The organism is Collinsella sp. An268 (assembly GCF_002159765.1).
In the GTDB taxonomy this organism is placed as follows: Bacteria; Actinomycetota; Coriobacteriia; order Coriobacteriales; family Coriobacteriaceae; genus Coprousia.
Window position 1 is genome coordinate 18,460 of the sequence record NZ_NFJH01000014.1, and the last position, 13,309, is coordinate 31,768.

The following is a 13,309-nucleotide window of genomic DNA, read 5'->3' on the forward strand; positions in this document are numbered from 1 at the left end:
GTACCATCGATGGGAAACGCGATGCGAAGCTTGATGCGATTACTCAATTCCTGTTTAGAAGCGACCCATGTTTTCTGTCACTTGAATTGAGGGGGTTAATCATTCGTTCGTATTGGTTGCATATTCTGATACCCTTTACAAAGCCTTAACAAATACTGTGGGGAGCATGACTTGGGTTTTCAGAGATGGTATACGGTGGTCCCTGTTTTGGGTCTTCTCGTATTGGCGCTGTGCTGTGTGCTCTTTGCTCGCATGAAAGCCAACCTCTCTCTGCGGGAAAAGCTTATCGCTTTCTGCCGCGCTATCCCGTTTGCTTGTCTGCTGCTATTCGTATGTGTGTGGTTCGCCCTCGGCAAGGTCTCATGCGGGCCCGTGTTTCTTTCCGGCTTGACCTTCGTCTTCACTTTGCTGGGGTCCCTGTCGATATTTCGCGGTCATTTGCTGAGCACTGTGTCCGTCGTCGTGGGTGAGCATTCAGTGGGCAGCAACGCTTCACCCTCGCATCCCGAGCAGCGGTTTGCTGTGGCTCGCACTTTCTTGCTGCTGATACTTGCCGCCGTTTACTCCTATGTCGCGCTTGATATTCTTTGGAACGACGCTTTCTTCGCCGTTCAAATTGGTTTTGCACTGATGGGCATCGTTGTCCTCTTCATCATCTACCTGTTCCTTTACTTTCTGGGACAGGGAACCTGCGTTGGCGTCTCGCTGGGCGTTGCGTTCTTCACCGTCATCGGGATCGTGCAGTATTTCGTGGTGCTGTATAAAGCTTCTCCGATTCTCCCGAGCGATATCTACGCGCTCGGCACGGCAGCGGCTGTAAGTAGCGGTTATGACCTCGTGTTCACCAAAGAGGTTCTGTGGCTTCTGGTCGCCTGTGCAGCCGTCTTGTTTCTGCTGGAGTTCATGGTTCCCGCGGTGAGCTGTCGTCATGCGAAGGTCGTGCCTGCAGTTGCTGTCAACATGGCCTGCGCTCTCGCGGTCGGAGGGGCTGCGCTTGGATTTTTCAATACTGTTGACCTTGCAGACACCTACGGAACCGACAAGGCCGTTTGGCAGCCCTTGGTCTCTTACAAGACCCAGAGCTTCATGCCCTCATCCCTCACCCTCGCCCAGCAAATGCGTCTTACGGCTCCTGACGGGTACACGCAGGACGGGGCCGAGCAGCTAGAGGACGATTATACTGCGGCGTACGACAGCGCTCGGGGAGATGCGGCGGTGATGGCTGCCGCACAGTTTGAAGAGGTCCGTCCCACCGTTATCGCCATCATGAACGAATCGTTTTCCGACCTGTCGACTATGGATGGTTTGGGCGTTGGCTATCAGGGGCCCACTTACCTCAAGTCCCTTGGTGACGCCGCCATGACGGGTAATCTCGCGGTTTCTGTTCACGCGGGAGGCACGGCAAACTCCGAGTTCGAGTTCCTTACCGGTAACAGCATGTCGCATCTGGGTCTCACAATCTACCCCTACAGCACGTTCAATCTTTCTCGCGTGCAGAGTCTGCCGCGTCAGTTTGCGGGGTTGGGATATAAGACGACGGCGATTCACCCCAATCTGGCAAGCAATTGGAGTCGCGACAAGGCATATGCAGAGCTGGGTTTCGACGAGTTCCTCGATATCGACGACTTCGACGGTGCGGAATGGTTCCATTCTGGTGTGAGCGATGCGGCGACGTACGATAAGGTGCTCAAGTTGCTGCGCGAGGACGATACGCCGCAGTTCATCTTCGACCTGACCATGCAGAATCACGGTGGCTATACGGTCGGCGATATATCGCCGAACCTCCCGCTCTACGACTTCCCGGCGGTGGACGCCACACTCGATGCGCAGATGAATGAGTATCTAACGTGTGTCGAGCGGTCCGACCAAGCGCTCGCCGCGTTTATCGAGGAGCTGCGCACGCTCGACCGGCCCGTGGTGGTGCTGTTCTTCGGCGACCATCAGCCGGGTATCAGCTCCGCCTTTAACGATGCGATGTACCCTGGTGAGGACGAGTTGACCCATGCCGAGCGCATCTACACGACGACGTACGCCATCTGGGCCAACTACGATATCACCGGCAACGATCAGATTTCTCTGCGTGACGACCTGAGCACCAACGCGCTCGGCGCCAAGCTGATGGAGATCATCGGCGCCCCGCTGACCGACTACCAGAAGGCGACGCTCGCGGTGCGCTCGGAGGTCCCCGCCATCAACTCGGTGGGATACCGCGGTGCGGACGGGCTCTGGCGCGATCTTTCGGCGGAGGACCGGCTGCCCGCCGTCGACGACCTCGAATGGCTGCAGTACCTCAACCAGGGTAGCAAGGTGTAGGGGGGCTTCTCGCACGTTACCCTGAGGTTATGTGACTTTCTCGGTGAACAGCGTTATCGCATGGCGGATCATTCAAGACGACATCCCCGATTTTGGTCAAAGAAATTCGCAGCTTTCGAGCGAAGAGTGATGACGGTGAGGATTGCTGAGGGCCTAACCATTTGATTCCTCTATAATCAACCTCGCGCGCCCTTAGCTCAGTTGGATAGAGCAGGAGACTTCTAATCTCAAGGTCGTGGGTTCGAATCCCCCAGGGCGCACCATTGACGCCCCGCGCCCGCCCCCCCCCGGTGGCGGGCGCTTCTTGTGTGTCGCTCGAGCGCGGCCTGAGCCCGCGCATGCTACCGCTCACCGGAGCGTGGGCGCGCCAAAAGCATTTCTCGCAACAAAACCATCGGTATGGGGTAAACTAGACCCGTCGTTGTAACGTGTCCTGTCGCGCGGCGCGCGGCTGGCATGGTCAAAAGGAGTCAAACATGGTTTCTGAGAAGGTTACGCTCGTTAACCCGCAGGGTCTTCACATGCGTCCCGCCGGCCTCTTCGCCTCCACCATGGGCAAGTTCGCCTGCGACGTGACCGTCGTCACCCCGGAGAAGGAGGTCAACGGCAAGAGCCCCATGGCCCTCATGGCTGCTGGCATCCCCTGCGGCACCGAGGTTGAGATCCGCTGCGATGGCGCCGACGAGGCCGATGCCCTCACCGCCGCCGTCGAGCTCATCAAGAGCGGTCTCGGCGAGTAACTCGCGCTTGTTCGTGGGTTAGCCTTGAACAACTGAGTCCAATTTTGGTGCGCAGGCGTCTTGAAAAACGGGACGCCTGCGTTTTTTTATCGGCGGTGGTCGTTGCCGCCGAGGAGAGGAACAGCAATGTACGAGGGAGTTAACGCATCCGAGGGCATCGGTATCGGTACCGTCGTCTTGGCGGTCGAGCCCGATCTCTCCTTCGAGCCCACCACGGTTGAGGACGCCGCGGCGGAGAAGGCCCGCTACAAGGAGGCGCTCGAGGTCTTCTGCAAGAAGACCGAGGCGCAGGCCGAGCGCATGAAGGTCACCGTGGGCGAGAACGAGGCCGAGATCATGAGCGGCCACATCATGCTCGCCCAGGACCCGGGCCTCGTGGACGGCATCAACGCCGCCATCGACGCCGGTACCTGCGCCGAGCAGGCGCTCGTCGAGACCTCGACCATGTTTGAGAACATGTTCCTGAGCATGGACGACGAGATGTTCCGGCTGCGCGCCGCCGACATCGCCGACATCCGCACGGGCATTCTGGCCGAGCTTCTCGGCCGCGAGGTCGTCGACCTCTCCGTCCTGCCCGCCGGCTCCATCGTCGTCGTGCACGACCTCACCCCGTCCATGACGGCGACCATCGACAAGGAGAACGTCGCCGGTGTGGTCACCGAGGTTGGCGGTCGCACCTCGCACTCCGCCATCATCGCCCGCGCGCTCGAGATCCCCGCGGTCCTCTCGGTCCCCAATGCCTGCGGCGCCCTTCACAACGGCATGACCGTCATCGTCGACGGCATCAACGGCCACGTCATCAACGACCCGACCGACGAGCAGCTCTCCGACTACCGGCAGCGCGCCGAGGCCTTCGCCGCCGAGAAGCGCGCGCTCGAGGCCTTCCGCGGCAAGCCCACGGTCACGGCCGACGGCGACAAGAAGGTCCTCGCCTGCAACATCGGCAACCCCGAGGACGCCAAGGGCGCCGTCGACAACGACGCCGAGGCGATCGGTCTTTTCCGCTCCGAGTTCCTGTTCATGGACGCCAAGGAGCTCCCCTCCGAGGAGGAGCAGTTCGAGGCGTACCGCAAGGTGGCCGTCACCCTCAAGGGCGCGCCCGTCATCATCCGCACGCTCGACGTGGGCGGCGACAAGGAGATCCCGTACCTCAAGCTCCAGAAGGAAGACAACCCCTTCATGGGCTACCGCGCCGTCCGCTACTGCCTCGACAACGCCGACGAGTACAAGGTGCAGCTCCGCGCCCTGCTGCGCGCGAGCGCCTTCGGTGACATCAAGATCATGGTCCCGCTCGTCACCTGCGTCGAGGAGCTGCGCCAGGTCAAGGAGCTCGTCGAGGTCTGCAAGAAGGAGCTCGCCGAAGAGGGCTACAAGTTCAACGAGAACATCGAGGTCGGCATCATGATGGAGACGGCTGCCGCCGCCAATATCGCCGACATCCTCGCCGAGGAGGCCGCGTTCTTCTCCATCGGCACCAACGACCTCACCGGGTACACCATGGCGTCCGACCGCGGCAACGACAAGGTGTCCTACCTCTACAGCTGGTACTACCCGGCGGTCCTGCGCGCCATCAAGAACATCATCATCAACGGCGTCAAGGCCGGCATCATGGTGGGCATGTGCGGCGAGGCCGCGGCCGACTCGCTCCTCACCCCGCTCCTCATCAGCTGGGGCATGGAGGAGTTCTCGGTCTCCGCTCCCTCGGTGCTCAAGACCCGCAAGGCCATCAGCCAGTGGACGAAGGCCGACGCCGACGCCCTCGAGGCCAAGGTCATGGAGCTCAAGACGGCTGACGAGGTCAAGGCCGCGCTCGAGGAGGCCGCTCGCTAAGGCGCCTGTCGCGACTGCTTTGCCCCTCGGTTAAAGAAATGTAAGCCCGCCGCCGCTAAGCCTTTCGCTTGGGCGGCGGGCGCGTATAATAAAGTGTGGTCGCATGCTGCATGGCGCCCTCAGGTGTCATGCAGTTTTTCCCGAAGAAAGGACGGGCATATGTTCTATACGCTCACGGCGAACCCCGCGGTCGACATGACCGTGCAGTCGACGCCCCTCATTCCCAACGAGAACGTCCGCACGGGCGGTGCGAGCTACACCCCCAACGGCAAGGGTCTCGACGTCTCGTTCGCCCTGAAGAAGTTTGGCCAGGACTCGTGCGCCCTCGGCTTCTTTGGCGGCTTTACCGGCAAGTTCATCGTCGAGGAGACCATGAACATGGGCGTGTTCTGCCAGCCGGTCTGGATCGACGGCATCACCCGCATCTGCGCCTACATCAACGACGGCGAGAACGAGTACGGCATCCTGAACCCGGGCGCGCCGCTCACCCCGCAGTACGAGCAGGAGCTCTTCAACATCATCGACGGCGCCTCCGAGATGGAGGTCCTCGTCATCTCCGGCTCCGTTCCGCCGAAGGCCTCCGCTGACTTCCTCGATAAGGTCGTCGCGCACGCCAAGGCTAAGGGCGCCGACGTGGTGCTCGACCTCTCGAGCGACAAGCTCAAGACGCTCGCCTCCACCAAGCCGCTTCTCATCAAGCCGAACCATCACGAGATGAAGGCCATCTGGGGCGTTCAGATCGATACCGACGACGACGCCCGTCGCGCGCTCAAGCTCGCGCACGAGTCCGGCGTGCAGAACGTGCTCCTCACCATGGGCAGCCGCGGCAGCGCCTACTTCTCCAACGGCGAGGACATCTGGTACGCCCGCCGCGAGTTCAACATCAAGCTCGTGTCCTCCGTGTGCGCCGGCGACTGCACGCTCGCCGCGTTTTTGCACAAGTGGTACGACGACCGCGACAACGTTGAGGAGGCGCTCAAGCTCGCCCTCGCCACGGGTGCGAACGTCTGCGAGAGCGCGGGCCTCGGCGACTTTGGCCATGTGGACGAGTACAGCAAGCGCATCGCCGTCCGCAAGCTCCCGCGCGCCTAGCATCGCCGCATAGAGTCCGGGTCTTGTGATCTGGTGGGGCGTCCCGCATGAGGCGGGGCGCCCCGTCTGCGTTTCTGGCGGTATACTCTAGGGCGACGAAAGGGGAAGGCATGGCCCACACGCCCGATAGCGCCCACGCGCTCGACAGCTCGCTTGCCGGCGACGCGCTTCTTGCGGCGCGGCCGACCGACGCCGCTCGCGCTGTGCTCCGCACGCTCGAGGCGGCGGGGCTCGAGGCATGGTTTGTGGGCGGCTGGGTGCGCGACGCCCTGATGGGCGCGCCGAGCCACGATATCGACATCTGCTGTTCGGGCGCGTGGCAGGAGAGCGCGCGGGCGCTCGAGGCGGCGGGCATCGGCGTCGTCGAGTCGGGCACGCGCTTTGGCGGCATCACGGCCGTGGCCGCGGGCGTGCGCGTCGAGGTGACCACCTATCGCGTGGACGGGTTCTACACGGACGGCCGCCACCCTGAGAGCGTCCAGCGCGCCGAGCGCGTGGAGGACGATCTCGCCCGGCGCGACTTTACCGTCAACGCTATGGCATGGCATCCCGTGCGGGGGCTGCTCGACCTCTACGACGGGCGCGGCGATATCCGCCGGAGGATCATCCGCGCAGTGGGGGAGCCGCGCCGCCGGTTTGAGGAGGACGCGCTGCGCATGCTGCGTGCGGTGCGCTTTGCCTGCCGGCTCGCCTTCGCCATGGACCCCGCGACCGCCGCCGCGCTCGCTGCCTGCGCGCCGCTCCTCGACCAGGTCGCCCGCGAGCGGGTGGGTACGGAGCTCGACGGGATTCTCGCCACGGGGCGGGGCGGGGAGGCCCTCATGCGCTATCCCGAGGTGATGTGCGCGGCGGTGCCCGAGCTCGCCTTGTGCCGCGGCTTTGACCAGCGGAGCCCCTATCACGTCTACGACGTGTACGAGCACACGGCGCATGTGCTCGCGGCGGCGGGAGCGGCGGGGGCTGCGCCCGAGCTCATGTGGGCAGCGCTGCTGCACGATGTGGGCAAGCCCGCCTCCTTCACCGTGGATGCGCAGGGGCGAGGGCATTTTTACGGGCATCCCGAGCGCGGTGCTAAGATGGCCGCCGCCGCGATGCGCCGGCTCGCGCGGCCGACCGAGATCATACGGGCGGCATGCCTGCTCATCCGCTATCACGACCGGCCACTCGAGGCGGAGCGGACCGATCTGTTGGAGATGCTGCGCTTGCTTTCGGGCGGGGGCGCGGATGCCCCGCGGCTTATGGGGGAGCTTCTCGACCTCAAGCGGGCGGACGCGCTCGGCAAGGCATCGAGCTGCTTTGCCTACGTCGCCGAGATCGAGCGCATGCGCGAGATGGTGCGCGAGCTCGTGGCCAACGGCGAGGCGTACAGCACAGCGACGCTCGCCCTCAAGGGGCGCGACCTCGTGGCGGCGGGCGTGGCGCCGGGGCCGCGCATCGGCGAGCTGCTGGGGCGCGCGCTCGAGGCGACCATGGCGGGCGAGGTGCCCAACCGCGCCGAGGACCTGCTCGCCTACGTGCTGGAATAGCCTTTTCTTATCAATTTGGCTCACCCTCTGTTGGATCACCGTGGTTGCCGTAGGGCACCGAGGGTGGCCCGCAGCACACGAATGCGCGGGGCCGTTCCGCCCGCCCCGCGCGCCGGGAGTTCCCGTGTGCGCATTTGCCACTTATTAGCCCCTTAGGGGCCTTAAAAGCGGCTCACCCGCACACGGGAAAGCGCCCGGTGTGCTCAAGGGCGGCGGGCAACCCTGCGCCTGGCGTATCCTGTGTGGTCTGACAAAGGTTTGGCATCACTCGAGAGTGCCGTTGGCAACATCAGCCCACCCGTCGCTGTGCGGACTGTGGTAAGATGCCGATGTTACAAATACGGACTTACGTAACACTTACGAGACGAAGGGCGGAGGTATGCGATGCCTCCGCCCTCCCGATGCGAGGAGCAGCGGATTATGACCCACAAGAGAGGCGGGGATGTCGCGGTGCCGGGCGCCGTGGACGGATCTGCGGTGTCACGCCGTGCGCTGGTGCGGGGCGCGGCGGCAGCAAGCGGGCTCTGGGCGCTCGCGGGATGCACGGGGGAGAGCGGCTCCTCCGGCTCGGGCACGGGGGGAAGCGCCCCTGCGGACGCGGGCACGGCAGCGCAGGTCATCGTCGCCATGAATACCGAGAGCGAGCCCGCTGCCGGCTTCGACCCGCTCGTGTCCTGGGGCTGCGGCGAGCATGTGCACGAGCCGCTCATCCAGTCCACTCTCATCACCACGGACCAGGACCTCAACTTTGTGAACGACCTCGCGACGGACTACGCCTGCTCGGACGACGGGCTCGTGTGGACGTTCGCGATCCGCGATGACGTCGTCTTCTCCGACGGCGAGGCGCTCACCGCCGCCGACGTCGCCTTTACGGTGAACGGCGCCATCGCCTCCACCACGTTCGAGGCGGACCTCTCCATGGTCGACGAGGCCGTGGCCACCGGCGACTACACCGTTGAGCTCCATCTCAACAAGCCGTACAACGCGCTCCTCTACACGCTCGCGGTCTTGGGCATCGTCCCGGAGCACGCGTACGGCGAGGGGTACGGCGAGGCGCCCATCGGGTCCGGCCGGTACCTCTTGGAGCGCTGGGACCGCGGCCAGCAGGCGATCTTTGTGGCAAACCCCTCCTACTATGGCGAGCGGCCGCAGATGGAGCGCGTAGTGGTCGTCTTTATGGACGAGGATGCCGCGCTCGCTGCGGTGCAGGCGGGCGAGGTCGACATCGCCTACACCTTCGCTACGCACGCACACCAGAGCTTTGACGGCTACGACCTCGTGAGCTATGCCACGGTGGACTCGCGGGGCATCTCGCTTCCCGTTATGGCGGCTGGCGGCACCAAGGATGTCGATGGGGTCGCCTACGCCCAGGGTAACGACGTGACGTGCGACATCGCGGTCCGCCGCGCCATCAACGCCGCCATAGACCGCGATGCCATGATCGACCACGTGCTCTCCGGGTACGGCAAGCCCGCCTATAGCGTGAGCGACGGCATGCCGTGGTCGAGCCCTGACATGGAGGTCGCCTACGACGCCGAGGGCGCGCGGGCGCTGCTCGAGGAGGCCGGCTGGACGGCGGGGGAGGACGGCATCCGCGAGAAGGGCGGCGTGCGCGCGGCGCTCGACGTCTGGTACTCATCCGACGACTCGGTGCGCCAGGCGCTCACCTACGAGCTCGCCAATCAGCTCGCCGAGGTGGGTATCGAGGTGACCCCGCGCGGCGGCAGCTGGGACGAGCTGTACCGGCATCAGTATGAGGCGCCCATCATGTGGGGCTGGGGCTCCAGCTCGCCCATCGAGGTCTACGCCCTCAACTACTCGAGCGGCTGGGGCAACTACGCAGGCTACGAGAGCGCCGCGATCGACGGCCATCTGGACGACGCCCTCGCCCAGCCTAACGTGGCGGACTCCTACGGTCATTGGCAGCTCGCCGCGTGGGACGGCGAGGACGGCTTTGCGCCCGCGGGCGCCGCGACGTGGGCGTGGATCGCCAACGTCGACCATCTGTACTTCAAGCGGGCGGGGCTCGATGTGGCAGAGCAGAAGCCGCACCCCCACGGGCACGGCTGGTCGCTCGTCAACAACGTCGACCGCTGGAGCTGGTCGTAATGCCCCGGGAGGCGGAGCGGGCCGGTGCCCCGGCCGATGCTAGGGCCGGCGGAGCCGGGCTCTCCCGCATGCGCGGCGCATGGCGGCGCGTTCCCTTTGGCGTCCGGATGGCCCTGCGCTTCGCGCTGCTGCTCGCTGCGGTGAGCTTTGTGACGTTCGCCCTCGTATCCGCCTCGCCCATCGACCCCGTCCAGGCAAACGTGGGGCAGACGGCGTATCTCACGATGAGCCCGGAGCGGCGGGCGGCGCTCGCCGAGCGCTGGGGTGCGGGCGCGGGCCTGCTCGAGCGCTACGGGGCGTGGCTCGCCGACGCCCTGCGCGGCGACTTTGGCATGAGCCTGCGCTACAACGCCCCCGTCGTCACCGTGGTGGCGGAGCGCCTCGCCGCGTCCGCCGTGCTGCTCGCCGCCGCGTGGCTCATCTCCGGCGTGCTCGGGTTCGCCCTCGGCGTGGTCGCGGGCGTTTGCCGCGGCTCGCGGGCGGACGCGCTCATCTGCGGCTGGTGCTACCTTCTGGCTGCCACGCCCACGTTTTGGCTCGGCATGCTCGCCCTCATGGTGTTCGCGGTCTACCTCGGCTGGTTCCCCGTCGGGTTTGCCGCCCCCATCGGCGCCGGCGCCGACATCTCGCTCGCCACGCGCCTGCACCACGCGGCGCTGCCCGCCCTCGTGCTCTCGCTCACGGGCGTGGCCAACGTGGCGCTCCACACGCGCGAGAAGGCGTGCGAGGTGATGGAGAGCGACTACGTGCGCTTCGCCCGGTCGCGCGGCGAGCGGCCCTGGTCCATCGTGGTCCGCCACGGGCTCCGCAACCTCGCCCTGCCGGCGCTCACCCTCGAGTGCGCCCAGGTGAGCGAGATCATCGGCGGCTCCGTTCTGGTGGAGCAGGTGTTCTCGTACCCGGGGCTCGGGCAGGCTGCCGTCACGGCGGGCCTCGGCGGCGACGCGCCCCTTCTGGTGGGCATCGCGCTTGCGACGGCTGCCGTCGTGTTTGCCGGCAATCTGGTGGCGAACGTGCTCTACGGGGTCATCGATCCGAGGATGCGCGAGGGGGCGGCCCATGTTGGCGCATAACGGAGCGGCGGCGCGGACCGCCGGGGCGGGGGAGGAGCGTACCGTCTTCCACCGGCCCGCGCCGCTCGGGGCGGGCGGCAGCAGGCGGGGGCTCCTCGTGTGGATCGCGGTCGCCGCCGCGGCGCTCGTCGTCGTGGGGGTTGCGGGCGCCCTGCTCGCGCCCGTCGCCAACGCGTCGGACTTTGCGCAGGCGAACCAGGCTCCCTCGGCCGCGCATCTCTTTGGAACCGATTGGATGGGGCGCGACATGTTCGCCCGCACGCTCGCGGGCCTCGCCACCTCGCTCGCCGTCGGCCTGGTGGCCGCCGGCGCCTCATCGGTCATCGCGCTCGCGCTCGCCGCCGTGGCGGCGCTCGGGGGACCCGCCGCCGACGCCGTCGTCTCGTGGCTCATAGACCTTATCATGGGTATCCCGCACATCGTGCTTTTGGTGCTCGTGAGCTATGCGCTCGGCCGCGGGGCGGCGGGCGTCATGGTGGGGATCGCCCTCACGCACTGGCCGAGCCTTGCGCGCGTGCTGCGGGCCGAGATTCTCCAGCTGCGCGCGCAGCCGTACCTCGCCTGCTCCGAGGCGCTCGGTGTGGGTCCCGTGCGGCTCGCCCTCACTCATATCGTTCCGCACGTGCTGCCCCAGTACCTCGTGGGGCTCGTGCTGCTCTTCCCGCACGCCATCCTGCACGAGGCGTCCATCACGTTTCTGGGGTTCGGGCTCTCGCCCGAGCAACCGGCCATCGGGGTCATCCTCTCCGAGGCCATGGGCTACCTCACGGCGGGCTCCTGGTGGCTCGCGGTGTTTCCGGGGCTCGCGCTTCTTACGGCGGTGCTCTTGTTCGACCGCATCGGGTCGGCCGTGCGCGCGCTCGTAACCCCCGAGGAGGTGCAGCGATGACGGCGGCAGAAAGCCGGACGGCCGCCCATGGGGCCACGCATCGGGACACCGAGTTCCATCATCACCACGCCCATGCGGCGACGTCGCACCATGCGCACGGGCACCATCTGCTCACCGTGGAGGGCCTGAGCGTGGGGTTCGAGATGTACGACCCGCGGGCACCGTTCTTCTGCGCCCCGCGCGCCGTCATGCCCGTCGTGCACGACCTCACGGTCTCCGTCCATGCGGGCGAGGTGCTCGCGGTGGTGGGGGCCAGCGGGTCGGGCAAGAGCGTGCTCGCCGACGCGCTCATGGGCCAGTACGAGCCCAATGCGCTCGTGAGCGGCACCATCTGGTTCGACGGTGCGCGCATGGACGCGGCGCATCTTGCCGCGGTGCGCGGTCACGGCATCGCCCTCGTCCCCCAGAGCGTCGCGAACCTTGATCCCCTCATGCGCGTCGGCACGCAGATGGTGGGACCCTGCGGGCGCGGCGCGCAGGGCCGGTCCCGCTACGAGGAGCGGCGTGCCCGCATGCGCGAGCTCATGGCCGCCTACGGGCTCGCACCCGATGTGGCTGACCTCTACCCGCATGAGATCTCGGGCGGTATGGCGCGCCGGGTGCTCCTCATCTGCGCGCTCATGGAGGACCCGCGCCTCATCATCGCCGACGAGCCCACGCCCGGCCTCGACCTCGACCTTGCCGTGCGCGCTCTAGACGACCTGCGCGCCTTTGCCGATGCGGGCGGCGGCGTCATGCTCATCACCCACGATATCGCGCTCGCTCTGCGCGTGGCCGACCGCATCGCGGTCTTTCACGAGGGGACCATCGTGGAGGAGACGGCGTGCGCGAGCTTCGCCTCGCCTGAGCTCCTGCGTCACCCGTTCTCGCGCGCGCTCTGGCACGCGCTGCCGGACCATGGGTTCCGCGCGTCGGGCGACACTCATGCCGGGGAGGGGTCGCGATGAGCCTTGCGGTGGAGAACGTGAGCTTTGCGTATCCGGGGCGCGCGCCCGTCTTGCGCGATGTGAGCCTCGCCGTGGAGTCGGGGGAGCGCGTGGCCCTCACGGCGCCCTCGGGGACCGGCAAGACGACGCTCTGCCGCGTCATCGCGGGCTACCTTGCGCCCGCTGCGGGCCGCATCGTGGTCGATGGCGTCGAGGCCGGCGGGCGGGCGCGGGCGGGCCTCTGCCGGCGAGCACGCGCCCCTCGGTCCGTGCAGCTCATCTGGCAGCACCCGGAGCAGGCCTTCGACCCGCGCCTCACCCTCGCGGCATCGCTTGCCGAGGGCGTCGCGGGCGGCCGCCGCCTGTCGCGCGGCGAGGCACTCTCTCTCATCGAGTCCTCGGAGCTCGTCGAGCGCTTCGAGGTGCGCCCGGCGTGGCTCGACCGTCTGCCGCACGAGCTCTCGGGGGGCGAGCTCATGCGCCTCGCCATCGTACGGGCGCTCTTGGCGGAGCCGCGCTATCTCATCTGCGACGAGATGACGGCCAGCCTGGATGCGCTCACCCAGGCGCAGATCTGGAGGGAGACGCTTACGCTCGCGGACGAACGCGGCATGGGACTCATCGTCGTGTCGCATTCGCCGGCCCTGCTCGCGCGCGTTTCCACCCGCGCCGTTTCGCTCGCATAGCGGCAGGGTCAGATGCCTCATCTATGAGCGCGCTTCATGAGTTGCCCACAACTGAGGGATTCTCAAAATTAGCTCTTGCACATGGGGCGTGATTCCCGTATATTCTTTCTCGCGCTGAAGCAGCG

General features: G+C 66.3%; 10 protein-coding genes and 1 tRNA gene. All 11 read left to right on the forward strand.

The window, feature by feature from the left end:
- Positions 1–171 precede the first annotated feature (171 nt).
- The 11 genes from B5F70_RS09585 (at position 172) to B5F70_RS09635 (ending at position 13,184) form a co-directional block, all read left to right on the forward strand.
- Positions 172–2,313: an LTA synthase family protein gene (locus B5F70_RS09585; RefSeq protein WP_087205350.1), complete on the forward strand. Its 2,142-nt coding sequence runs from the start codon at positions 172–174 to the stop codon at positions 2,311–2,313.
- Between the two features lie 186 nt (positions 2,314–2,499).
- Positions 2,500–2,576 (forward strand) — tRNA-Arg (locus B5F70_RS09590).
- A gap of 213 nt (positions 2,577–2,789) precedes the next feature.
- A complete protein-coding gene (locus B5F70_RS09595) occupies positions 2,790–3,053 on the forward strand; it encodes an HPr family phosphocarrier protein (RefSeq protein ID WP_087205351.1) in 264 nt (87 codons plus the stop codon).
- A 126-nt stretch (positions 3,054–3,179) separates the two neighbouring features.
- On the forward strand, positions 3,180–4,883 hold the full coding sequence (ptsP, locus tag B5F70_RS09600) for a phosphoenolpyruvate--protein phosphotransferase (protein ID WP_087205352.1): 1,704 nt from the start codon (positions 3,180–3,182) through the stop codon (positions 4,881–4,883).
- Between the two features lie 159 nt (positions 4,884–5,042).
- Positions 5,043–5,975 carry a hexose kinase gene (locus tag B5F70_RS09605; protein WP_087205353.1) on the forward strand — a complete coding sequence of 311 codons (933 nt, stop codon included), beginning with the start codon at positions 5,043–5,045 and terminating at the stop codon, positions 5,973–5,975.
- A gap of 110 nt (positions 5,976–6,085) precedes the next feature.
- Positions 6,086–7,501 (forward strand): HD domain-containing protein, encoded by a 1,416-nt coding sequence (locus tag B5F70_RS09610; protein WP_087205354.1) that lies wholly within the window; start codon positions 6,086–6,088, stop codon positions 7,499–7,501.
- Positions 7,502–7,921: 420 nt separating this feature from the next.
- Complete coding sequence (locus tag B5F70_RS09615) at positions 7,922–9,610, forward strand: ABC transporter substrate-binding protein (protein WP_087205355.1); 1,689 nt, start codon at positions 7,922–7,924, stop codon at positions 9,608–9,610.
- A 107-nt stretch (positions 9,611–9,717) separates the two neighbouring features.
- Positions 9,718–10,683 carry an ABC transporter permease gene (locus B5F70_RS09620; RefSeq protein WP_241145968.1) on the forward strand — a complete coding sequence of 322 codons (966 nt, stop codon included), beginning with the start codon at positions 9,718–9,720 and terminating at the stop codon, positions 10,681–10,683.
- Positions 10,670–11,572: an ABC transporter permease gene (locus tag B5F70_RS09625; protein WP_087205357.1), complete on the forward strand. Its 903-nt coding sequence runs from the start codon at positions 10,670–10,672 to the stop codon at positions 11,570–11,572. The genes B5F70_RS09620 and B5F70_RS09625 overlap by 14 nt, the downstream gene beginning before the upstream one ends.
- A complete protein-coding gene (locus tag B5F70_RS09630; RefSeq protein ID WP_087205358.1) occupies positions 11,569–12,519 on the forward strand; it encodes an ATP-binding cassette domain-containing protein in 951 nt (316 codons plus the stop codon). Before B5F70_RS09625 ends, B5F70_RS09630 begins: the two co-directional genes overlap by 4 nt.
- On the forward strand, positions 12,516–13,184 hold the full coding sequence (locus B5F70_RS09635; protein WP_087205359.1) for an ATP-binding cassette domain-containing protein: 669 nt from the start codon (positions 12,516–12,518) through the stop codon (positions 13,182–13,184). Before B5F70_RS09630 ends, B5F70_RS09635 begins: the two co-directional genes overlap by 4 nt.
- Positions 13,185–13,309 lie beyond the last annotated feature (125 nt).